The 21,471-nt window shown below is 41.2% G+C and carries 18 protein-coding genes; 5 read left to right on the forward strand and 13 right to left on the reverse strand.

The features are described 5' to 3' along the window. The first annotated feature begins 137 nt into the window (after positions 1-137). Positions 138-1,373, forward strand: a complete 1,236-nt coding sequence (locus E0H94_RS00835; protein WP_131324651.1) for a magnesium transporter CorA family protein — start codon at positions 138-140, stop codon at positions 1,371-1,373. A gap of 108 nt (positions 1,374-1,481) precedes the next feature. Here E0H94_RS00835 and E0H94_RS00840 read toward each other — a convergent pair whose 3' ends face one another. The 7 genes from E0H94_RS00840 to E0H94_RS00870 form a co-directional block, all read right to left on the reverse strand. Further along, positions 1,482-1,742, reverse strand: a complete 261-nt coding sequence (locus E0H94_RS00840) for a YdcH family protein (protein WP_131324653.1) — start codon at positions 1,740-1,742, stop codon at positions 1,482-1,484. 89 nt (positions 1,743-1,831) lie between these two features. After that, positions 1,832-2,170: a chaperone modulator CbpM gene (locus E0H94_RS00845; RefSeq protein WP_131324655.1), complete on the reverse strand. Its 339-nt coding sequence runs from the start codon at positions 2,168-2,170 to the stop codon at positions 1,832-1,834. 10 nt (positions 2,171-2,180) lie between these two features. Continuing rightward, the gene (locus E0H94_RS00850) at positions 2,181-3,137 is read right to left on the reverse strand and encodes a DnaJ C-terminal domain-containing protein (protein ID WP_131324656.1); all 957 of its coding nucleotides are present in this window, start codon (positions 3,135-3,137) and stop codon (positions 2,181-2,183) included. Between the two features lie 154 nt (positions 3,138-3,291). Beyond that, the gene (locus E0H94_RS00855; protein WP_131324658.1) at positions 3,292-3,756 is read right to left on the reverse strand and encodes a DUF2147 domain-containing protein; all 465 of its coding nucleotides are present in this window, start codon (positions 3,754-3,756) and stop codon (positions 3,292-3,294) included. 301 nt (positions 3,757-4,057) lie between these two features. Next, positions 4,058-4,933 carry an Hsp33 family molecular chaperone HslO gene (hslO, locus tag E0H94_RS00860; RefSeq protein ID WP_131324659.1) on the reverse strand — a complete coding sequence of 292 codons (876 nt, stop codon included), beginning with the start codon at positions 4,931-4,933 and terminating at the stop codon, positions 4,058-4,060. 50 nt (positions 4,934-4,983) lie between these two features. After that, positions 4,984-6,825, reverse strand: coding sequence for a monovalent cation:proton antiporter-2 (CPA2) family protein (locus E0H94_RS00865; RefSeq protein WP_131324661.1), 1,842 nt, complete (start codon positions 6,823-6,825; stop codon positions 4,984-4,986). Between the two features lie 56 nt (positions 6,826-6,881). Then, entirely contained in the window at positions 6,882-9,104 is a 2,223-nt protein-coding gene (locus tag E0H94_RS00870; protein ID WP_131324663.1) for a primosomal protein N', read from the reverse strand. Between the two features lie 152 nt (positions 9,105-9,256). On the opposite strand from E0H94_RS00870, the gene gspF reads away from it, so the two are divergent. The 3 genes from gspF (at position 9,257) to E0H94_RS00885 (ending at position 11,551) form a co-directional block, all read left to right on the forward strand. Then, entirely contained in the window at positions 9,257-10,462 is a 1,206-nt protein-coding gene (gene gspF, locus E0H94_RS00875) for a type II secretion system inner membrane protein GspF (protein WP_131324665.1), read from the forward strand. A 31-nt stretch (positions 10,463-10,493) separates the two neighbouring features. Beyond that, positions 10,494-10,931: a type II secretion system major pseudopilin GspG gene (gspG, locus tag E0H94_RS00880; RefSeq protein WP_131324666.1), complete on the forward strand. Its 438-nt coding sequence runs from the start codon at positions 10,494-10,496 to the stop codon at positions 10,929-10,931. 275 nt (positions 10,932-11,206) lie between these two features. Next, the gene (locus E0H94_RS00885) at positions 11,207-11,551 is read left to right on the forward strand and encodes a hypothetical protein (RefSeq protein WP_131324668.1); all 345 of its coding nucleotides are present in this window, start codon (positions 11,207-11,209) and stop codon (positions 11,549-11,551) included. A gap of 72 nt (positions 11,552-11,623) precedes the next feature. On the opposite strand, the gene lnt is transcribed toward E0H94_RS00885, so the two are convergent. After that, positions 11,624-13,183: an apolipoprotein N-acyltransferase gene (lnt, locus tag E0H94_RS00890; RefSeq protein ID WP_131324670.1), complete on the reverse strand. Its 1,560-nt coding sequence runs from the start codon at positions 13,181-13,183 to the stop codon at positions 11,624-11,626. Then, on the reverse strand, positions 13,180-14,019 hold the full coding sequence (locus E0H94_RS00895) for an HlyC/CorC family transporter (protein WP_131264064.1): 840 nt from the start codon (positions 14,017-14,019) through the stop codon (positions 13,180-13,182). Before E0H94_RS00895 ends, lnt begins: the two co-directional genes overlap by 4 nt. Before the next feature lie 237 nt (positions 14,020-14,256). Here E0H94_RS00895 and tusA point away from each other — a divergent pair, with 237 nt between their 5' ends. After that, positions 14,257-14,514, forward strand: coding sequence for a sulfurtransferase TusA (gene tusA / locus E0H94_RS00900; RefSeq protein ID WP_016168359.1), 258 nt, complete (start codon positions 14,257-14,259; stop codon positions 14,512-14,514). 50 nt (positions 14,515-14,564) lie between these two features. Here the strand turns inward: tusA and E0H94_RS00905 are convergent, their stop codons facing one another. The 4 genes from E0H94_RS00905 to E0H94_RS00920 all read right to left on the reverse strand — a co-directional run bounded on the left by E0H94_RS00905 (position 14,565) and on the right by E0H94_RS00920 (position 21,438). Further along, a complete protein-coding gene (locus tag E0H94_RS00905; RefSeq protein ID WP_131324672.1) occupies positions 14,565-16,409 on the reverse strand; it encodes an AAA family ATPase in 1,845 nt (614 codons plus the stop codon). Between the two features lie 70 nt (positions 16,410-16,479). Next, on the reverse strand, positions 16,480-18,192 hold the full coding sequence (locus tag E0H94_RS00910) for an electron transfer flavoprotein-ubiquinone oxidoreductase (protein WP_131324674.1): 1,713 nt from the start codon (positions 18,190-18,192) through the stop codon (positions 16,480-16,482). Between the two features lie 257 nt (positions 18,193-18,449). Next, positions 18,450-19,775 carry an NAD(P)/FAD-dependent oxidoreductase gene (locus E0H94_RS00915; protein WP_131324676.1) on the reverse strand — a complete coding sequence of 442 codons (1,326 nt, stop codon included), beginning with the start codon at positions 19,773-19,775 and terminating at the stop codon, positions 18,450-18,452. 211 nt (positions 19,776-19,986) lie between these two features. Continuing rightward, the gene (locus tag E0H94_RS00920; RefSeq protein WP_264757537.1) at positions 19,987-21,438 is read right to left on the reverse strand and encodes an NAD-dependent succinate-semialdehyde dehydrogenase; all 1,452 of its coding nucleotides are present in this window, start codon (positions 21,436-21,438) and stop codon (positions 19,987-19,989) included. Positions 21,439-21,471 lie beyond the last annotated feature (33 nt).

The raw sequence follows: 21,471 nt of genomic DNA on the forward strand, positions 1-21,471 counted from the left end.
CTTTTTTATTTAAGCGCGGTATAACGCGATAAAGTTTGTGGTGAAATTGCGATAAAAATGAATATCCTAAGCATAATGCATTACACTCAACCGCATGAATTAAACAACAAGATTGACGGAATAGAGTGACAGAATAGATGCAAAGCTACTATTTTTATCAACATCCCACGGATGCTTATATTTACGTCCAACAACAGGCATTAGATGATGTGGAGCCTGAATTTATCTGGATTGATAGTACCCGAGAAGATGTCGTAAATCATGCCGAACACTGGCAAAGTCAAATGTTTGAAATGACAGGGGTGAGTCTGAACGAGTTTCACTTAAAAGATATTTTGAATCTGGAGCATCCGTGTGCTTTCGATGCGATGGAAGATTATGACTTGCTCATTTTCCGAAAACTCATTACGCCAGATGACAAAATTCAGACCGGTGAACAAGCTTTAGAGCAGCATGAGCATTTTTTTGGGCTGTCCACTACACCGATTAGTTTTATCCTGACATCACAGGTGTTGATTACTGTACGGGAGCAAGGCAATCAAATTATTGAGCAATATATCGAACGGATAAAATCAATAGCAGCACGCTCTTTGGATGAGCAAAATAAACCCCGTAAACTGTCGCATAGCCCTTTAGACTTGGCTTTACGTTTACTCAATGCCATGGTTGATGGTTACTTGGATTTGAGAGTTCCGTTGACACGACGCGTAGAATATTGGCAACAAGAGTTATTGCAAGGCCATCGACGTTTTACCAAGTGGAATCAATTGTTGCAAGAAAACATGGCATTTCAGCAAATTGAAAATTTGTGTGAAGAGCAAATCGAGGTCTTGCAAGAATTACGCGATGAAATTGTTGAAAACTATTCACATTTGAAATCTAAAAAGCGCTCCGAAAAACGCGATATTGTGTTGGTACGTACCGATGATTTGGTCAGCCATGTGGAACGGATTCAAAAGCATACGACGCGTTTACGCAGTGCGGTACAGGCGGCAATCGAATTACATTTTTCAGCGATTGCCAATCAAACCAATGAAAATATGCGGATTCTGGCAATTATTACCGCCATTTTTGCACCATTAACTTTACTGACAGGGATATATGGTATGAATTTTGAATTTATACCAGGATTAAAATCTCCAATTGGATTTTGGTTAATGTTGATGGTGATGTTAATCACCACCGTTTGGCTCATATTGTATTTCTATCGTCGTCACTTAGTGGGTCGTGGAGAAAAAAGCGTCATTGATATGCTGGCACAACAACACCAAGATCAGCATGTGGGCCTACTCTGGTTTCTAGATTACGAACCCATCAAACAAGGGGTTAAAGTGACCTTGAAAGAAGTAGAAAAACTGACAAAATTAAAATAATCACCAGACAATACAAGAAGATGTCACGAAACTGACATCTTCATTTTATATGCTGTATATAGCCTAAAAAGTACGATCTGATTTTATTTTAATGGTGTCATGCACCACTTAGGCTTGTGAATTTACATGATATTGCAGTAAGCGATAAATCTCATCCTTGAGACGCAGTTTTTTACGCTTTAAAGCTTCAATATCATCATTGATACGAAACACAGGATTCAACTCACGTTGGTAAATTTCCTGATCCAGCTCCGCGTGTTCTTCGAAAATTTTCGCAAAACGCGGATTATCCTGGCGCAATTGTGGAATAATTTCACGATGTTCAGGGAACATCAGTTTCACTTTCTTATTACATTCTTTAGTGTTCATGGTAACCGTATTTCTCTTCAGTGAATGATAAAAGAACAACAACCCATTCCATGATGTTTCAATATCAGTGAACGGGCTGCATGAAGGGTTTATGGTTCTTGTATATGGGCATGTCGAACTTGGCGACGTAATTGTTGTACTTCATCAATCAGATCCAACATCATAGCGACTGCCGAAAAACTGGCATCAAAGTCACGTTGTAAACGATAGGCTTTACGTGCACGTGTCACATCTTCACCAAAGAATTGATGAATCCGCTCTTCTGGGCGTGTGGCTAAAATATCGTATTCCAATAGTTGTAAAACCCATTCCGGGCTTTGACCACAGGCTTCGGCAAAATGTTTTAAATCGAAACTACGATGTTCATCGACGATCTCTGCGGTGCTATAACCGTCGCAAATAATTTCTCGATAATGAATAGTTGTCATAGCGTTCTCCTTAAAGTTGTCGAGGCTTAAACTGCTTAAAGGCTTCAGCAAAAGCGCGGTAAGCTTGTTCTTGCTCTGCGTTGTGTGCAGGTGGATTCACAATGTTTAGAATTAAGAATAAATGTCCTGCTGTTTTATTGGGAATCCCTTGATTTTTTAAACGTAATTGTTGTCCTGTTTTGGCATTTTTGGGTAGGTTCACCTGAACTTTCGTGCCTGCTGGTGTGAGTAACTCAATTTGTTGTCCTAACGTGGCTTCCCATGGGGTCACAGGCAGTGTGTAATAAATATCTACACCTTCAACGCGGTATTGAGCGGTATCTTTGTAGTAAATTTCGATATACAAATCACCATTTTTACCTCCACGGATACCAGTTTGCCCTTGACCTGCCAAGCGAATTTGTTGTCCTTCTTTCATTCCTTTCGGAATCTTGACTTCTAGGGTTTTACGTTGGACTTCTGGTTCACCATAGGCATTAATACTTGGAATTTGCAGCGTAATCTGTTGAGAAGTGCCATGAAAGGCAACGTCTAAGTCAACCTCTAGCTTGGCATGTTGATCTTCACCCCGAAAAGATGGCTGTTTTTGTTTATATTGATAATTGCCTCCTCCAAAACCCGTTCCAAAGCGACCGAATAAGTCTTCAAAGCCTGAGAAATCTGACGAACTACCTTGGCTAAATCCTTGTCGATAAAATTGAGCATCATCAAACCCAGACGCACCTGCCTGTCCTCCAAATCCTGAAAAACCTTCAGGATGATCTAAGATGAAGTCATATTCTTTTTTCTTCTCTTCGTTACTCAGCGTGTCGTATGCGACGTTGACTTCTTGCATACGAGCTTCAGCATCACTTTCTTTACTAATATCAGGGTGGTGCTTTCGTGCTAGCTTTCGATAGGCCTTTTTAATCTGGTCAGGAGGAGCATTGCGTGGTACTCCCAGAATTTCATAATAATTTTTAGACATACGTATTTAATAAAATTGATGATAATTTAATCAATATTATTATGTCTTTCTGAAAGTGGGAAGTAGTGTAGAACTGTTCGTATTTGTTTCAAATCATGACAATCAAAAAAAGCCCACAGAGGGCTTTTTTTGTTGGAATAGCTGGGTTTGAATTTTACTGGACTTTCACCCATGTCATTTGGCGGACATTAGCTGAGCCTGCCTCTTGAGCGCGAATTTGCAAATATTTGGCTTGCTGAACTAAACGTGCTTCCGAAACATAATGATGCCCTGAAAGTGGATCCAGAAATTTACCTTCAATATATTGGTCGTGTTTTTCTGGATTTTGCTTTAAACCCGATAAAATGGTTAAGCCAATCATCGGGTGATTTTTTAAATGACCTGTGCATTTTTGGCAAGTGGTCAGTCTGTCCTTGCCTGATAATGAGCGTATTTCGACCACTTGTGCACTGTAAATATTATGCTGGTTTTTACTGATGATGACATCTGCCAGTGAGTGACCTGTACGATCATCCATAGTTTTCCATTTGCCAATCAGGGGATCCGTGGCTGCCAAGCTGTAGGTACTGCATAGCAAAGTTGTAATGAAAACCGTACGGGAAAGAAAGCGAGTTCCCATGAAATATTACCTCAGTGTATATCCGTTAAGTTTCAATGAATCACCTATTAAAATGATGATTTTTTTATCATGTAGAGACGCAGTTCAACAAAAAAATTGTTATCTTCGTCACGCTATTTTATCGTTTTTTCAATACTTTGAATATATATAACCCTGCTCCAAACCCACAGAAATCCGTGCTGTGGTGTCGCAAGTGGACATGGAATGTTCTAAGAGGCTATTTATATTTAGCAGGGTATAAACTGCCTGTTGGTCAGCAATGAGATGCATAACAACAGGCAGATAGACGGTTGATGCGTGCTTAACTTAAATGTTCACCAAATAAACCGAGGGCTTCTTCGGCCGTGAACTGATATTGGGTATTACAGAATTGGCAATCCATAGCAATCGGATTTTGATGCTCTAGTGTTTCACGTACGGCTTCTACGCCAATTTGTTGTAAAGCATTGGCACAACGTTCTTTAGAACAGGTACAGCCAAACTTTAATTGTTCAATTTCAGGTAGGCGAACGTCTTCTTCATTGTATAAACGATACAGAATTTCATTGGCATCTAAGTCTGTTAGCTCATCGATTTTTAATGTTTCAGTCAGCATGGTTAGACGTGGCCATAAATCCTCATCGATACGTTGCTGTTCTTCTTCACTGATGCGCGGTAATAACTGAATGAGTAAACCACCCGAGCGTTGAGCCGTACTTGCCAATACAATACGGGTAGGAATTTGCGCTGAAAGATCATAATACTGCATCAAGCAGCCCGCTAAGGTAGGTTGATCTAAAGGTACAATCCCTTGATAACGCTCACCAAATTCAGGTTCAATGTTAATAAAAAGAATTGGATTACTGAGCGCTTTCAGCACCGTACTGCTGTCAGTTGCGGCGTGGAAACGCAAATCTTCTTCATAGTCGGCTAAGGCACGAACTTCACCGACATGGTTACATTCCGCCATGGCCCATTTAAATGTTCCAGAGGCTTGAATTTGTAAGCTGATACGCCCTTTAATTTTCAGCGTGCTGGCAAGCAAGGCGGTTGCACTGAGCATTTCACCCAGTAAAATTTGTACGGCTTGTGCGTAGTCACGTTGGGCAAGAATCGTTTGTAAGGTTTCTTCCAAATGAACGACTTCACCACGAACAGGGCAATCTTCAATATAAAAGCGTTGACGTATATCAGACATAATTTTCTCCAAAACCCTGCTTTAATGGTGGTGATATTGTAAAACACAAGTCAATTTGCTTCATCTCGTGTCACATCTATTCGGGTAGAATCTAAACCACGGTGTAAATTTACGTCAGTTTCGACCGTTCGAATTTCTGTATCACGTTCAAACAAATGTTCCAACTCAGCAAGGGCGTTGCGGTGCGATTCATATACCTTTTGTTCGTCGGTATAAACGCGTTGTTGCTGTGCCAAGAGTTGTTCATCATAATCGCGAAATAACTCAATACTTTTTTTGGCATCGGTTTCGCTAATGCCTAAGTCACACAAGGCTTTATACGCCATGCCGAGTGACGATAAATAGGTTTCTCGCCAAATGTGCTGGACACCCAAGTCACGTAATAAGTGTACATGATGTCGATCACGGGCTCTGACTAATAACTGTAACGCTGGGTAATTGAGGCGGATATGCCGTGCCACATTCATCGAGTCTTCAATATCATCAATGGCCAAAATAAATACCTTGGCCTGTTCAATACCTGCGGCTCTTAAAATATCAGGGTGGGTGGCATCGCCATAATATAAGTGTCCACCGTAATTACGGACAAAATCGACTTTTTCTAAATTACTGTCAATGGCGGTAAATTTTTGATGCTGTAAATGCGCGACACGGGCAATAATTTGTCCAAACCGACCGAAGCCCGCAATAATCATGGCGGAGTGTTGTTCAGGAATATCATCATATTCAGGGACTGTGACAGGCCTAAGACGCGGTACCACACCTTGGCGAATCACCCAATACAAAATCGGGGTCAACATCATGGAGATAATCACGATCAGGGTGATGGGTGCAATGCTGGCAGCAGAAATGAGTTGTTCATCTTGTGCTACGCTGAATACCACAAAGGCAAACTCTCCACCCTGTGCCAAACAACTGGCAAGCAGCAAGCTGTTGGGCCAAGAGACCTGATAATAGCGGGCAATCGCCGTGAGTGTCGTAAATTTAACCAGCAAGAGGAGTACTGCACCCGCCAGAATAAACACAGGTTGTTGCCATAAAATATGAATGGGGGTCAGCATGCCCACAGTCATAAAAAACAGCCCTAGCAATAAGCCTTTAAAGGGTGCAATACTGGCTTCCAGTTCATGTCGGAACTCAGAATCTGCGAGTAATACGCCAGTCAAGAATGCTCCCAGCGTGGTGCTGATATTGAGCAGATCCATCAACATCACCACGGCTAAAACGATAAATAAGCCCACTGCGGTAATCAGTTCATGCGCACCTGTTTTCGCTACAAAGCGGAAAAAAGGACGAATCAGATAGCGACTGAATAAAAACAGCCCCGTAAATGCTGCGACAATCGCAGCAAAATAGGCGATGCCATAATGTGTTGATTCCACACCTGCAAGCAGCGGAATCACGGCAATCAGAGGAATAGCTGCGATGTCTTGAAACAGTAAAATTGAAAAAGATTGTTGCCCATAACAGGTATTCAGTTGCTGTTTTTCTGTGAGCAGTTGCAACACAAAGGCGGTTGAAGACAGCGCGAGTGCGCTGCCAATCACCAAACTGGCAGCAATGCCTTGCTGTAATACCAAGAAAAGTATACATCCAATGACGAGCGCCGTGATGCCGACTTGGGCGCTGCCCATGACAAAGATGGATTGACGTAAGTTCCAGAGTCGTTGAGGTCTAAGTTCTAGACCAATTAAAAACATCAAAAGAATGACGCCAAATTCAGCGAGTTTTTGGATCGCTTCGGGATCATTGGCAATGTTCAGCACATGAGGTCCCAAAAGAATCCCTGTGATTAAATACCCCAAGACTGTAGCAATGCCAAATCGTTTCAGTAGTGGCACCACCATCAGCGCTGCACCTAAAAAAAGCGTGATTTGCAACAATAACGACATGCCTCTGTCCTGAAATTAAAAAAGTGATAATGAATGGCTGAAGTGCTGGTTTAGACTCAACTCAATTCCTGCGGGTCTATATCCAAACTGAGTTTCATGTTGGCAGGTTTGTGCTGCAACATGTTTTGCCACCATGCTCTCAAATAATAATGTAAACGTGCTCGATCTTGAGACAATAGCACCATATGCGCTTGATAACGACCCGCTTTACGTTCCATCGGGGCAGGAATGGGTCCCCAAATATCGATGTTGAGTTCGGAAATCTGACGCAGTTGTTGTGCGTGTTCGGTAAGATATTGCTGATTTTGTTCCTGACTTTTCGATTCACAGCGAATTAGCGCACCATAACGATACGGTGGGAACAACGCTTGTTGTCGCTCTTTCAACGTCTGGCGAGCAAATTGTCGATAATCACCATCCACTAAAGTGTGCAATAAAGGGTGTTCTGGGCGTAAGGTCTGTAAATAGACATCACCTTTTTTCTCGCCACGTCCTGCACGTCCCGCCACTTGAACAATGAGTTGGGCCGTGCGTTCTGGTGCACGAAAATCGACACTAAGTAAGCCTGAATCAATATCTAAAATTGCCACCAAAGACACATAGGGGAAATGATGCCCTTTGGCGAGCATTTGCGTGCCAAGTAAAATAATCGGCTCACTTTTTTGAATGCGATCATAAATTTTTTGCCAGCTACCGACACGGCTGGTGGAATCTCGATCGACCCGAATGACCTCAAACTCTGGAAAGAGTTCTTTTAAACTTTCTTCAACTTTGGCGGTGCCCATGCCAATCGGTTTGAGTTCAGTATGATGACATTGCGGGCAATGATCTGGCATGCGATGAATGGTGCCACAATGATGGCAATGCAGGTGCTGATAGGGTTGAGTATGCAAGGTGAAATTGGCATCACAATGCGGACATTTCGCTTGCCAAGCACAACTTTCACAAATCAGTACAGGGGCATAGCCTCGTCGATTGAGAAAAATCAGCACCTGTTCTTTGCGTGCCAGACGCTTGTGCATTTCATCCAACAGAAACTGACTAAAACCATGCTGCTTGCGCCCGACTTTTAAATCCAAGATGTGCAACTTAGGCAACAGTGCCGTGCCTGCACGTTCATTTAATTCTAGTCGGGTCAGTTTACCTTGATCGGCCAGTGCATAACTTTCCATGCTTGGTGTTGCTGAACCCAAAATAATGGGACAGTTTTCCAAATGCGCGCGATAGAGCGCTACATCACGGGCATGATAGCGAAAACCTTCTTGCTGTTTAAAAGACAGATCATGCTCTTCATCTAAAATGATCAAGCCTAAATTATGCAAGGGGGTATAAATGGCGGAGCGTGTGCCTAAAATAATCGAGGCTTTGCCCATTTGCGCACTTTGCCATGCTTGCAAGCGTTTAGCATCCGTCAGTCCTGAATGAAGCAGGGCAATATGGCAGTGGAAACGCGATTGAAAGCGACTAATGGTTTGGGGTGTTAAACCAATTTCAGGCACCAACACCAATACTTGTTTGCCTTGTTTCAGTACCTCGTACATGATTTGCAAGTACACTTCAGTTTTACCACTACCCGTTAAACCATCCAGTAAATAGGCATGATAAGACGAGAGTGATTTCAATACTTGCTGAATGGCATGCTTTTGATCGGGGTTGGCGGTCAGTGGCATTTGCGCCAAACTCAGGGCTTGTGGGCTAAAATCTTTTTGTTCTAAATAAGCCTCACAGATGCCTTTCTTTTCCAGCGCTTTTAAGGTGGCGGTTTCGATGCCCGCTAAATTCAGAATATTTTCTGCTGTACCTGCGGGGTGGAGTTTTAAAATTTTATAGGCATGTTGCTGCTTCTCTGAGCGTTTCACTTTTTCATCTGCATGTGGCTCAAGCAGCCGCCACATGTGCGCCAATAGATCATAGGGTTTGCCTTGACGTAATAAGGTGGGCAAGGCGCTTTGCACCACTTCACCAATCGGAAATTGATAATATTGTGCGGCCCATGTCAACAAAGTTAAAACTTTACTGTCTAGAATGGCATTGTCATCTAACAAGGCTTGAATGGGCTTTAGCTTAAACTTGGGGTTCTCGGGAGTATCAGGTGTGAGTTTTTGCATAATCACCCCAATTAAATTTCGAGATCCAAAGGGCACGGCAACACGCGCTCCAACCTTCGCCTGCGTATAATCATCTGCGGAAATCTGATAGTCGAAGCAGTCATAAACATGGGCTGGAACGGCTACGCGAATCCGATAAGGCACGAAAGGGGGCGATACTGTATTTGGCATAAAAGGGTCAAAGGTTCCAGCTGAATGTTCGTCGTGTGAAGTCTTGAGTTATGTTAGAGTGTGCAAATAAAATTTATATTGAAGAATATGAATGATTTTAGGGGTCAGACGCAACAGCGCTGAAGGAAATTTCGGAAAATTAGAGCATTACAATGCCTGCATATCAATTTACCGCCATTGACGCTTTAGGGAAGCAGCAAAAAGGCGTGCTAGAAGGTGATTCGGCACGACAAATCCGCCAGCAATTACGTGAGAAATCGCTCATCCCGATTAGTGTCGATCCTGTAGAACATAAAGCCAAACAGCAAGGATCACGCTGGTTTCAAAAAAAGATCACTGCCTATGATTTAGCTCTTTTTACCCGCCAATTGGCGGTGTTGGTTGCTGCGGCGATTCCGCTAGAAGAAGCTTTACGAGCGGTTGCTAAACAAAGTGAAAAAGCCCATGTGCAACAATTAATTCTGTCCGTTCGTTCCAAAGTTTTGGAAGGACACTCTTTAGCCAATGCCTTGCAGCAATCTGGGCGTTTTCCTGAACTGTACCGTGCGACGATTGCGGCAGGCGAGCGTTCAGGTCATCTGGATTTGATTTTGGAGCAATTGGCAGATTACACCGAGAATCGCTTTGCTATGCAAAAGAAAATTCAAGGCGCCATGATCTACCCAATTATTTTAATGCTGATGTCTTTTGCGATTGTGATGGGCTTGATGACCTACGTGGTTCCCGATATTGTCAAAACTTTCGATCAAAATAAAGATGCTTTACCTTGGATTACCGTTACACTGATGAAAGCCAGTGCTTTTATTCGCGTGGCTTGGCCATTTTTAATTATTGCAACGGTGTTGGCGATCGTGTTCCTTTTACGGTTCTTAAAGAGTACCGCAGGGCATTATGCTTTTGATCGTTTAACGCTCAAATTGCCATTATTTGGTAAATTATCACGTGGTATTAATGCAGCACGGTTTGCCAGTACCTTGTCTATTCTAACCAAGTCGGGTGTGCCGCTGGTGGATGCATTACGCATTGGCGCTGCGGTCAGCAATAACTGGGTGATTCGGGATTCGGTCGATTTGGCGGCTGAAAAAGTCACAGAAGGGGGCAACTTGGCCACTCAACTGGAGCGCAGTGGTTATTTCCCCCCGATGATGGTACAAATGATCAAAAGTGGCGAAGCCTCAGGTGAATTAGATCGCATGTTAGAGCGTGCTGCTACCATGCAAGATCGAGAGGTCACGACCCTGATTTCGACTTTATTGGCATTACTTGAACCACTAATGTTGGTGCTCATGGCCAGTATTGTATTGGTGATTGTGATTGCAGTGATGCTGCCAATCGTTAATATGAACAATATGATTTAAAGAATATAAAGATGGAAGAGAGAGTGGTTGAATGCAAGTGAGTAAATATCAAACCAAACAATCAGGTTTTACTTTAATTGAAGTGATGGTGGTGATTGTTATTTTAGGCGTGTTGGCTGCGCTGATAGTACCGAATGTCATGGGGCGTGGTGAAAAAGCCAAAGTGGATACCACAGTGATTACCTTAAAGGGTGTCGCAGGTGCGCTGGATCAATATAAGTTAGATAATGGCAAATACCCGTCTATGCAAGATGGTGGTCTGGATGCCTTAGTGAATCAACCGGCGTCGGCAAAAAACTGGATGCAAGGGGGCTATGTCAAAGGTGGCTATCCAAAAGACAGTTGGGAAAATGATATTCAGTACATTAGCCCTGGTGCTGAAGGTCGTGCTTTCGATTTATATTCGTTTGGTGCCGATGGAAAAGAAGGTGGTGAAGGGACTGATGCCGATATTTATTATCAGCCTTAAGCAATATCGCCTAAGTTAATCGATGAAAATTATCACTTTATTTTATTGAATGACTCAATTATAAATAAAGTGATAATCTTTCTTGTTTATATATTTAAATTCAAGTATTTGAATTTAAATATATAAATATAATAAATGGTTTTTGAGAGTTATAATAAGAATTATTCTTAACCGTAATGTTTACAAAATTTGTCAAGTATGTAGATAAATAAACTTTTTATTTAAAAAAAACCTAGCATAATGATTTTAAGAACAAAAATGTGATGGGGAATAGAATGAAAGCATTCGTTTTATCAGATGAAATCACCCAATTTCATTGGGCGATGCTGAAATCTGTTCTATTGATTTTAACAGTATTGCCGATGATGAATGGGGCAGTGACTTTATGGCAAGGTACCGAAGGCAGTAGCCAGATTATGATTGGCTTTTTTGCCTTGAGTGTCATGAGTGCGTGGTTAGTGGTATGTTTTATGAGTGCGCTCAAAGCAACCGTGTGGCAGTCGCAAAGTTTGAATTCTGCCATTGAGCAAAAAATCTTTTCTGCCTATCGTTATGTACCAATGCTGTTTTTATCTAGCTTGGTCGCTTATTTCGCGAGTCAGTTTGCTTCAATGTTTTAATTGATTTTAGATTTCTGAAGTTTGATTCAATATCAGAATCAAAAAGGGAGATTTCAAAATCTCCCTTTTTTATTAGCGTCTGCTTTTAAAGGAAACATCAACTTTTCGTGGGCGGAAGAACCAACCCATAATCAACAGTAGTGCTGAAAATCCGAGGATTGGCCAGTCACTTAGACGAGTGTAGAGTGTCTGACCTTGCATTGCAGGTAAGTCCCCACGCAGTACCACGCGTTGATCAATTGGTGCTTGGCGCACAATATGCCCTTGATGATCAATGAAAGCCGTGATGCCTGTATTGGTGGCACGAATAAACCAACGCCCATTCTCTTTGGCACGCATTTGCACCATTTGTAAATGTTGCCAAGGGCCTGCCGTACCTGTAAACCACGCATCATTGGAAACGGTCACAAGGAAGTCGCTGTTGCTGGCATTCCGTCGCGTCAGATTTGGATAAGCCACTTCATAGCAAATTGCTGCGGCTAAATTATGCTGTTTGATATGTAAGGGTTGCTGATCGGATGCACCACGTGAGAAACCACTCATAGCAGGGTCATTTTGTAAGGCGGGCAATACCCAACTGAGCATACCGGATAAGGGAATATATTCACCAAACGGCACCAAACGTTGTTTTTTATACAGTCCTTCGGATTGACTGCCCAAAGCCATGATGCTGTTATAGAACATCGGGCTACCTTGTTGCTGAGATGCTTTTAAATCCCAATAAGGAATTCCTGTGACCCATCCCGTCCCCGTTTTTTGAGCTTGGACTTTCATGGCATCTAAAAATGGCTGAATGTCGGTTTGGAACATTGGAATGGAAGATTCTGGCCAAACGATTAAATCACGTCCCCATTCACTACGACTGAGTCCTGCATAGATCATTAAGGTTTGGGTTTGGTATTCGGTCAGCCATTTCAGGTCTTGTGGAATATTGCCCTGAATCAGAGAAACCGAAAGTGGTTTTTCCTTTTTGGGTTGAACGAACTGAAGTTGTGCAGCCCCCCAAGCCCCGAGCAGTAAAATCAGAGAAGGAACCAACCAGAATAGACGTTTGTTGAGGATTTCCACAATCGCGCAGGCCAAGAGGATGACGACGAAAGACACCCCGAATACCCCAAACAGTGGAGCATAGCCGTCGAGGAAGCGTTCGGTAAACGCATAGCCGACAAACAACCAAGGGAAACCAGTAAATACCCAGGTTTTCGCCCATTCAAAGAATACCCAAAGCGGAGCAAAGGTAAGTGGTGTTTCTGGAAAAAATCTGCGATATATCCACGTTTGTAGTGCGGTGAAGAGTCCCATTGCCAGTGCCATAATGGCAATCATGAGTACACTGAGCACAGCACTGGTATCGCCGTAGACATGAATGGAGGTGTAGAGCCAAAAAGCACCAACAAACCATAGCCCAAAGCCATAACTCCAACCAATGAAAAAGGCATGTTTGGCTGAACGTTGGCGCAAACAGGCATAGAGTAAGGCAGGGGAAAGTAGGGCAATCCACCAATAATAGTAAGGTGCCAATGCAAAACTTAACATGGCACCCGAACAAAGGGAAATAATCAAAGGGAAAATCATGGGGAGCTGTTTTTGTTGTTGTGAAGACGTTAACAGCGCATGAAAGTATGTTCTCATTTAAGGACAGCTCGAATCAGATGAATAGTACGTGCATCTGCTTCTACAATGGTAAATTCCCAATCGCCAATTTCAATCACTTGACCTTGTAAATCGCTCACTAAACCAATTTCTTGAAGCAACAAACCGCCCATAGTTTCTACTTCATCATCAGGAAAATCAGCATCTAAAAGATTGTTAAAGTGTTCGATTGGTGTAAGTGCCTGCACCAACCAAGTATTGGCAGTTTTCGGATCATCATCAGGCACAATATAGGACGCTTCTTCATCGACCATGTCGTGTTCATCTTCAATTTCACCGACAATCTCTTCCAGAATATCTTCCAGCGTGACCAAACCTGATGTGGTGCCATATTCATCAATCACCACAGCAATATGTGTCTGAGTGTTTTTTAGCATACGTAACACCTGGTCAGAGCGCGCACTTTCAGGGACAAATAGTGGCTGACGCATGAGTACGCGAATATCGACTTTGCTGGCTTTTTCGGTCAAGAAAGGCAGTAAATCTTTCGCCAACAAAATGCCGACCACATTATCGGGTTGATCGGATGAAAACACGGGAAAGCGTGAGTGCGCTGATTCAATCAAGACATGCAAAATATCGAGTAATTCATCATCTTCTTGCAGGCTGATCATGGCTGTGCGCGGCGTCATGACTTCGCGGATTTTAGTCGCAGGAAGATCGAATACACCTTCAAGCATCGCAACCGTATCAGGCTCTAAAAAACGACGTGAATCTTGTACGAGTTTGAGCAATTCGTCGCGAGTTTCTGGTGCAGTTCCTAACCACTTTCTTAAGCCACGCATGCCCCACGACGGGCTGGATTCATCGTGCATGATCTTTCCTAAAGACTCTAGATATGAAAAAAATTATTTTCATCATACCTTAGAAAATGCAGATGTCTATGCAAAAAGTACTGCAAAATATGAATGTTATCGTCATCTTTTACTGAACTAAATGGGTTTAAACTTCGAGTTTATGGTTTGCTTGCTAAACAGATAAGCGGGGAGGTGTTGCTGTGTCATTTCGAGTTTATGTTAGAATAGCGCTGAAAATTTATGAAGCGTGTCTAGATGTCTGAATCCTCTGTTACCCCGACCCTGCAATTAAATACCCGTGGATTACGTTGCCCTGAACCTGTGATGATGTTGCATCAAGCCATTCGTAAATCTAAATCTGGGGATGTGGTAGAGGTCTTTGCAACAGACAATTCGACCTCGTGGGATATTCCTAAATTTTGTATGCATTTGGGGCATGAGCTGTTGTTGCAAGAAGAACGCTTAGACGAAAATGGCAATAAAGAGTTTCATTATTTGGTGAAAAAAGGCTAAGGCTTTTTGATCAGATATAAAAAATCCCTGCACTTGGCAGGGATGCATATTTATGAATTTTGAATTCTCTGGAATGTGGTTTTTATACTTAACGGAATTAATTCAGGTAAATCCTCAAATACTTTATGTATGATTTCTAGCTTTAAAGCTTCTTCCTTTCTACGTTTTAAAGCATTTAATTCAGGGATTTTCTTTAAAATTTTTTCTTCTAATTCATGTCCTTGATGATTTGTGAACCATTGAGGGGTATTAATGACTAATCCATTGTTAAGAGTTATAGCGGTAGTATTTGTATTAGAAGTATCAAATTGTGAGTGAATTTTCTCTAAGATCCAATTATGAATATTGTTCAGTGTATTTTGATTAAATTGATCTAAATTACGAAAACTATGATCAATTTCACTATGAGAACCTGTTTTTGTACTTAGAATCAATAATCCAAGGTATAAAGGGTTAAGCAAACAATTTTCTATACTATATTGTTCGTTTAGAGCATGAACAAATAATCCATCTTCATCGGAATTTGTCATGTCCCAATCTATAATTCCAAAACAGCTTTTATTGCCGAACTTACGCATTGTATTTGTGATATGAATTACCTGTGAGCAATTTGCAACTGGATCACCATTTTTATCTGTTCTGGAGTCTCCTGAAGATATAAAGTTAAGAGATATCTCCTTTTTTAGATCATTGTTAGTATTTAAAATGTCATAGATTCTTTCGTAATACATTACATCATAATGACTTTCTAAAAAAACTTGTTTTCGATTTTCATAATTGACACTAAAAGATGGAACCCCAGCAGTTAAAACAGATAATGCTTCGTCTTTGCTACATTTTCTAATTCGCTGTTCCGAATTTTCAACTACGAAAATATCTTGTTCATCTGCTAAGGCAACAGTGCTTGGTGAATGTGTTGTAATAATGACTTTAATGCCTAAATCTTTTACGAAAACATTTTTTAGAATATGTAGATATTGTTTAGACATTGATGGATGTAGTGAAGCATCGGTTTCATCTAACAGTAATATTTTAGGTAATTGAGTTACATGGTCATTGTTATACAGTGCAAATGCTAATGCGATAAGAATTTTTTCTCCTGAAGATAGCTCAGAAATTTTGACTTCAGTTTTAGTATCTTTTTTTAAAAATTTAGATTCATAGGTAATATTGGGATCATAGTCTTCAGGAACTTTGAATTCGTAGTCCATTGAGGCTGATTTGAGAATATCGTTTATGATTTGCCAAGGTGAATAACCATAAGCTTGGGTGAATTCATCTGTTGTTAAATATGAAACATCTTTACCTTTACATTTTTTTAAGAATTCACTCCATAAATTTTGGAATTCTAGTTTTTGATAATTATCAAATATAGTAGAAAAATTTTGAGCGAAAATATCATGTGTAGTTGGGTGATAACCATGAGGGATACTTTCTTTGAGTAATTTAGGATCAGTTATTCTCTCTGGGGAATTTTCAATAAAGGATTTAAGCTTTTGGAATTGTTTAGTACTTAAATTTGGATTTCCATATGTCGAGTTCGTAAATTTTTCCAATTCTTCAAGATTTTCAGGAAGCTTTTGATGTTGGTCTTGAAACTCAAAGATACGAAAATAACCAATAAACAAAGGGTCTTCTTCATGATGATGTCGATAATTATCATAATTTCTGTGAATTGGGTTGAGGTCACTTACAGGCATTAATTTTTCAATGTATTTAATTTTATTAGGAGGAGTTGATACTCCATCAATGACAATATTGGAATGTCCATTCTCAAGAGATTGAAGTATTTGTGTTTTACCTACACCGTTAATCCCTGTCAAAATTACAAAATTAGGCAATTCAATTTCAAATGGATCTAATGATTTATATTCTGCTTCTAATTTGTATTTCATAATCTAATAAATATAAAAAAGCCTCTAAAATAATCAATTATTTTAGAGGCTTATGCAAGCTAATTAAGCATTACATATTTGGGTAGTTTGGACCACCGCCACCCTCAGGAGTTACCCATGTAATGTTCTGTGATGGATCTTTAATGTCACAAGTCTTACAGTGAACACAGTTCGCTGCATTAATCTGGAAACGCTTCGAACCATCATCATTTTCCATAATCTCGTAAACACCAGCTGGGCAGTAGCGCTGTGCAGGCTCGTCCCATTTTGGTAAGTTCACGTTCACTGGAATTGATGCATCAGTCAGTTTCAAATGTGCAGGTTGGTTTTCTTCATGCACGGTGTTCGAAACAAAAACTGAAGACAAACGGTCAAAAGTTAACTTGCCATCTGGTTTTGGATAGTTTGGCTTAAAGGTTGCCGCATCTACTGTTTTTAGCGCGCTAAAGTCAGGGGCTAAGTCATGTAGTGTAAATGGCACTTTAAACACGTTTTGGTCGATGAAGTTGAATGCACCCCCTATCCATTGACCAAACTTGTGCATCGCAGGGCCAAAGTTACGTGCGTTGTATAACTCTTCTTTTAACCAGCTGTTGTTGAATTTGTCAGTATAGGCTGTGAGTTCTTTCGCGAAGAAGTCTTCACCTTCAGTGACACGGGCAATCGCCAGATCACCACCTTTTTCCACACCAGCCTGAATCGCTTCAAATACCGCTTCGCCACACAACATGCCAGATTTCATGGCGGTGTGAGAGCCTTTGATTTTCGCGAAGTTTAAAAAACCTGCATCATCCCCAATTAAAGAACCACCTGGGAAAGTGAATTTAGGCAGTGAGTTGAAACCACCTTTTACTACGGCACGTGCGCCATAAGAAATACGCTTGCCACCTTCCAAATACTGTTTCACCAGTGGATGGGTTTTCCAGCGTTGCATTTCTGCGAATGGATACATGTGTGGATTTTCGTACGACAAGTCCACGATCATCCCCAAAGTGACTTGGTTGTTTTCAGCGTGATATAACCACCAACCGCCAGAAGAGCCTGTTTCACTTAAAGGCCAACCCGCACCGTGCATCACCAAACCGGGTTTGTGTTTTGCTGGATCAATTTCCCAAAGCTCTTTAATCCCGATCCCATAGTGTTGTGGATCAGCATCTTTATCCAAATCGAACTTGGCAATCAGACGCTTACCTAAATGACCACGACAGCCTTCAGCAAAAATGGTGTATTTGGCATGCAGTTCATAACCCGGTGTAAAGTTGTGCGTCGGTTCGCCATCTTTACCAATCCCCATGTCACCGGTTTGAATACCTTTTACCGTACCATCGGCATGGTAAAGCACTTCAGCTGCAGCAAAGCCTGGGAAGATTGAAACTTCAAGCTCTTCGGCTTTTTGACCTAACCAACGTACCACGTTACCTAACGAAATCACGTAGTTGCCATCATTGTGCATGGTTTTAGGCACCATCCAATGTGGCGCTTCCTGTGCTTTTTCAGGCGACATCAAGAAATAGGTTTTATCTTCCGTGACAGGAACATTTAAAGGCGCACCTTCTTCTTTCCAGTTCGGGAAGAGTTCATTGATGGCACGTGGTTCGAGTACAGCACCCGAAAGAATATGTGCACCGACTTCGGAGCCCTTTTCTACCACACAAACGGATAAATCAGATAAATTGTTTTCAATCGCAAGTTGACGAATTTTGATCGCAGCAGAAAGACCTGCGGGGCCTGCGCCTACGATAACGACGTCAAACTCCATCGATTCACGTTCGATGTGTTCCATGTAGGACTCCTCATATTACTTAAAGGTGGCAACTGTATGACTCTTTACAGTGCTGCCTAATTAAAAGATCAACTAGATCAATTAATCATTTAAATTTCAATATATTGCTGAGCATATCAATATTTTTAATGAAGCAATAGATATTGCTCCAGCAGAAATGATTAAAACATCCTGAGTTTTTTGCATAACAAGTCAACTTTTTGGAATATATTAAGCCTTTTCAAGAAAGCGTAACTTGCTCGAATAGAGTCAATTTATCAGTGCATTTTTAATTGAGGTCGAGAAGACTTAGCTAAAACATCTTTTAACATCAAAATTCCTGTTTTAAATAATCCATGCAAGGCAACTTGATGAAACCGATAGAGTGACATATACATCATGCGCGCGATAAAGCCTTCAATATTAATATTGCCCATGACATGCCCCACACTATTTCGATCACTTAACGACACCAAGGATCCTTTGTCTTTAAATACGAACTGTGGCAGAGGTTGCCCCATGACATAAGCTGATAACGCTTTTTCTAAAAATATGGCCTGTTGATTCGCCACTTGCGCACGTGGTGCCAAAGGACGGTCCTTACCCTCTGGGGTATAACTCGCACAATCCCCCATCGCAAAAATGCAAGCATCACGAGTTGTTTGCAACGTCGATTGAACCATCAACTGATTGATTCGATTGGTTTCCAAGTCAGCAATATTCTTTAAAAAATCAGGTGCTTTAATGCCTGCTGACCAGACCTTTAAGTCCGCGGGTAATTGTGTGCCATCCTCAAAATAAATATGCATTTCATCAATTTTCTTCACTCGGCTCTGGGTTCGTACATGAATACCCATATTGAGCAACTCTTCCTCAGCCAAACTAGAAATTTTGCTGTTCAATGCAGGCAAGACACGATCAGCCGCCTCAATTAAAGTAATCTGCACATTGTCTGGTTTGATACTATCCAACCCATACTTACAGAATTGATGCGCGGCAAAATCCAACTCGGCGGCTAACTCGCCCCCCGTAGCACCCGCCCCAATAATGGCGATATTCAGTAAACTCGGCTTTTCATTTTCGATTAAGGTATTGGCTTGTGCTTGCAGATATAAATTTAAAAATTCTTTTTGCAAATAGTCAGCTTGTGCACGTGAATCTAAACACACGCAATGCTCTTTCGCCCCTTCAGTATTAAAATCATTGGAGGTTGAACCGACGGAAACCACCAAAACGTCATAGGCAAGCGCACGACTGGGTGCGATTGTCTCCCCCTGATGCGAACTTAATTCCTCCAGTTGAATGGTTTTATGGATCCGATCAATATTGATCATTTTTCCCAAATAAAACTCAAAATTATTCTTCTTGGCATGTGCAAAGTAGTTCAGTTGATCGTCATGTGAATTTAGGGTCCCTGAAGCCACTTCATGTAAAAGTGGTTTCCAAATATGCGTGAGCGCAGCATCTACCAAGATAATCTCGGCTTTATTTTTTTTGCCCAAACGATTCCCTAGGCGTGTTGCAAGTTCTAGTCCACCTGCTCCTCCACCTACAATCACAATACGCTTTTTACGATTATATTTCTCAGTATTTTTATTCAACATAGTCAATACTCCAATTGTTTGATGGTTATAAAACCTACGATTTATATTCATCAAATAATTGTATGAGGAATAATTACCCCTGATTTTTTCAAAAGTGATCTCGCCACAATCAAATAAAAATTATTAATAGCCAACATTTTATTTTTGAATATATAAATTTTAGGTAAAAAAAACCGCAGCTTAAACTTTGATTGTTTAGCTACGGATAAATTTAGAGACCTAAACACATATATTTGATTTCTATATAATCTTCAATACCATATTTAGAACCTTCTCGTCCCAGACCAGAAGATTTGACTCCACCAAAAGGAGCAACCTCAGTTGCCAGAACGCCTACATTAACGCCGACCATGCCATATTCTAGAGCTTCGTATACATTCCAAATTCGACCAACATCGCGCGAATAGATATAGCATGCTAAGCCAAACTCAGTATCATTGGCTGCTTCAATCACATCCTGTTCTGATGTAAATTTGAAGACTGGCGCCACAGGTCCAAAAATCTCTTCTCGGGCAACTCGCATATCTACATTCACATTTGTAAGTAATGTTGGCTCAAAGAAAGAACCACCTAATGAATGTCGTTTGCCGCCAACTAAAACTTCAGCCCCTTGATTGACAGCCTCATCCACTAAAATTTGCGTGTTTTTTGCTGCCTTTTCATCAATCATTGGACCAATAATGGTTTCAGTTTCAATCCCATTTCCAACAGATAACTGAGCAATACGGTGAGCAAATTTTGTGACAAATTGCTCGTAGACACCTTCTTGTACATAGAAGCGGTTGGCACAAACACATGTTTGTCCTGCATTACGATACTTTGCAATTAAAGCACCTTCGACCGCAGCATCAATATCGGCATCATTAAATACAATAAATGGTGCATTACCACCTAATTCCATGGTGACTTTTTTCATAGTTTCAGCACATTGTCGCATGAGCTGAATACCAATCGGTGTCGACCCTGTAAACGATAATTTACGAACAACAGGATTCGATGTCAGTTCACCGCCTATTTCACTGGACTTACCAGTGACAACGTTGATTACACCAGCAGGGATACCTGCTTGTTCTGCCAATGCGACTAATGCTAATGCAGAATATGGGGTTTGGCTGGCAGGTTTTAATACCATTGTACATCCAGCCGCTAAAGCAGGTGCAGCCTTCCGTGTAATCATTGCAGATGGAAAATTCCACGGTGTAATCGCAGCACAAACACCAATAGGCTCTTTTGTGACAATCAGGCGACGACCTTTTTGATTAGTTGGAATTACATCTCCATAAATCCGCTTGCCTTCTTCTGCAAACCATTCTAAGTAAGATGCAGCAAAATTAATCTCACCCCGTGACTCGAATAGAGGCTTGCCCTGTTCTGCAGTCATGATTTGCGCGAGATCTTCTTGATTCTCAAGAATTAATTTATGCCAAGCTAAAAGTTTTCGCGCTCTGTCTTGAGCTGTTAGATTTCTCCATTCAGGCAAGGCACGTTCAGCAGCTTCAATCGCTAGCTTAGTTTCCTCAGTTCCCATATTTGGAATCGTGCCAATTTTTTCCTGTGTTGCAGGATTGAGAACATCAACATTCAGACCAGAAATTGCATCACGCCACTGACCATCGATAAAACATTGTGTTTTAAATAAAGAAGTATTAGAAACTTTCATTATTGCAAGTCACTCATCAAAGTTCGTTATGGATAG

It is taken from the genome of Acinetobacter sp. ANC 4173 (assembly GCF_004331255.1).
In the GTDB taxonomy this organism is placed as follows: Bacteria; Pseudomonadota; Gammaproteobacteria; order Pseudomonadales; family Moraxellaceae; genus Acinetobacter.

What these genes read in the sequence shown, in the direction of transcription:
- E0H94_RS00835 (WP_131324651.1), top strand. Translation starts at nt 138, where the DNA reads ATGCAAAGCTACTATTTTTATCAACATCCCACGGATGCTTATATTTAC.
- E0H94_RS00885 (WP_131324668.1), top strand. Translation starts at nt 11,207, where the DNA reads ATGAAAGCATTCGTTTTATCAGATGAAATCACCCAATTTCATTGGGCG.
- E0H94_RS00865 (WP_131324661.1), bottom strand. Translation starts at nt 6,825, where the DNA reads ATGTCGTTATTGTTGCAAATCACGCTTTTTTTAGGTGCAGCGCTGATG.
- E0H94_RS00915 (WP_131324676.1), bottom strand. Translation starts at nt 19,775, where the DNA reads ATGTTGAATAAAAATACTGAGAAATATAATCGTAAAAAGCGTATTGTG.
- tusA (WP_016168359.1), top strand. Translation starts at nt 14,257, where the DNA reads ATGTCTGAATCCTCTGTTACCCCGACCCTGCAATTAAATACCCGTGGA.
- E0H94_RS00845 (WP_131324655.1), bottom strand. Translation starts at nt 2,170, where the DNA reads ATGACAACTATTCATTATCGAGAAATTATTTGCGACGGTTATAGCACC.
- E0H94_RS00910 (WP_131324674.1), bottom strand. Translation starts at nt 18,192, where the DNA reads ATGGAACACATCGAACGTGAATCGATGGAGTTTGACGTCGTTATCGTA.
- E0H94_RS00855 (WP_131324658.1), bottom strand. Translation starts at nt 3,756, where the DNA reads ATGGGAACTCGCTTTCTTTCCCGTACGGTTTTCATTACAACTTTGCTA.
- gspG (WP_131324666.1), top strand. Translation starts at nt 10,494, where the DNA reads ATGCAAGTGAGTAAATATCAAACCAAACAATCAGGTTTTACTTTAATT.
- E0H94_RS00905 (WP_131324672.1), bottom strand. Translation starts at nt 16,409, where the DNA reads ATGAAATACAAATTAGAAGCAGAATATAAATCATTAGATCCATTTGAA.
- E0H94_RS00870 (WP_131324663.1), bottom strand. Translation starts at nt 9,104, where the DNA reads ATGCCAAATACAGTATCGCCCCCTTTCGTGCCTTATCGGATTCGCGTA.
- gspF (WP_131324665.1), top strand. Translation starts at nt 9,257, where the DNA reads ATGCCTGCATATCAATTTACCGCCATTGACGCTTTAGGGAAGCAGCAA.
- E0H94_RS00850 (WP_131324656.1), bottom strand. Translation starts at nt 3,137, where the DNA reads ATGTCTAAAAATTATTATGAAATTCTGGGAGTACCACGCAATGCTCCT.
- E0H94_RS00895 (WP_131264064.1), bottom strand. Translation starts at nt 14,019, where the DNA reads ATGCACGATGAATCCAGCCCGTCGTGGGGCATGCGTGGCTTAAGAAAG.
- E0H94_RS00840 (WP_131324653.1), bottom strand. Translation starts at nt 1,742, where the DNA reads ATGAACACTAAAGAATGTAATAAGAAAGTGAAACTGATGTTCCCTGAA.
- hslO (WP_131324659.1), bottom strand. Translation starts at nt 4,933, where the DNA reads ATGTCTGATATACGTCAACGCTTTTATATTGAAGATTGCCCTGTTCGT.
- lnt (WP_131324670.1), bottom strand. Translation starts at nt 13,183, where the DNA reads ATGAGAACATACTTTCATGCGCTGTTAACGTCTTCACAACAACAAAAA.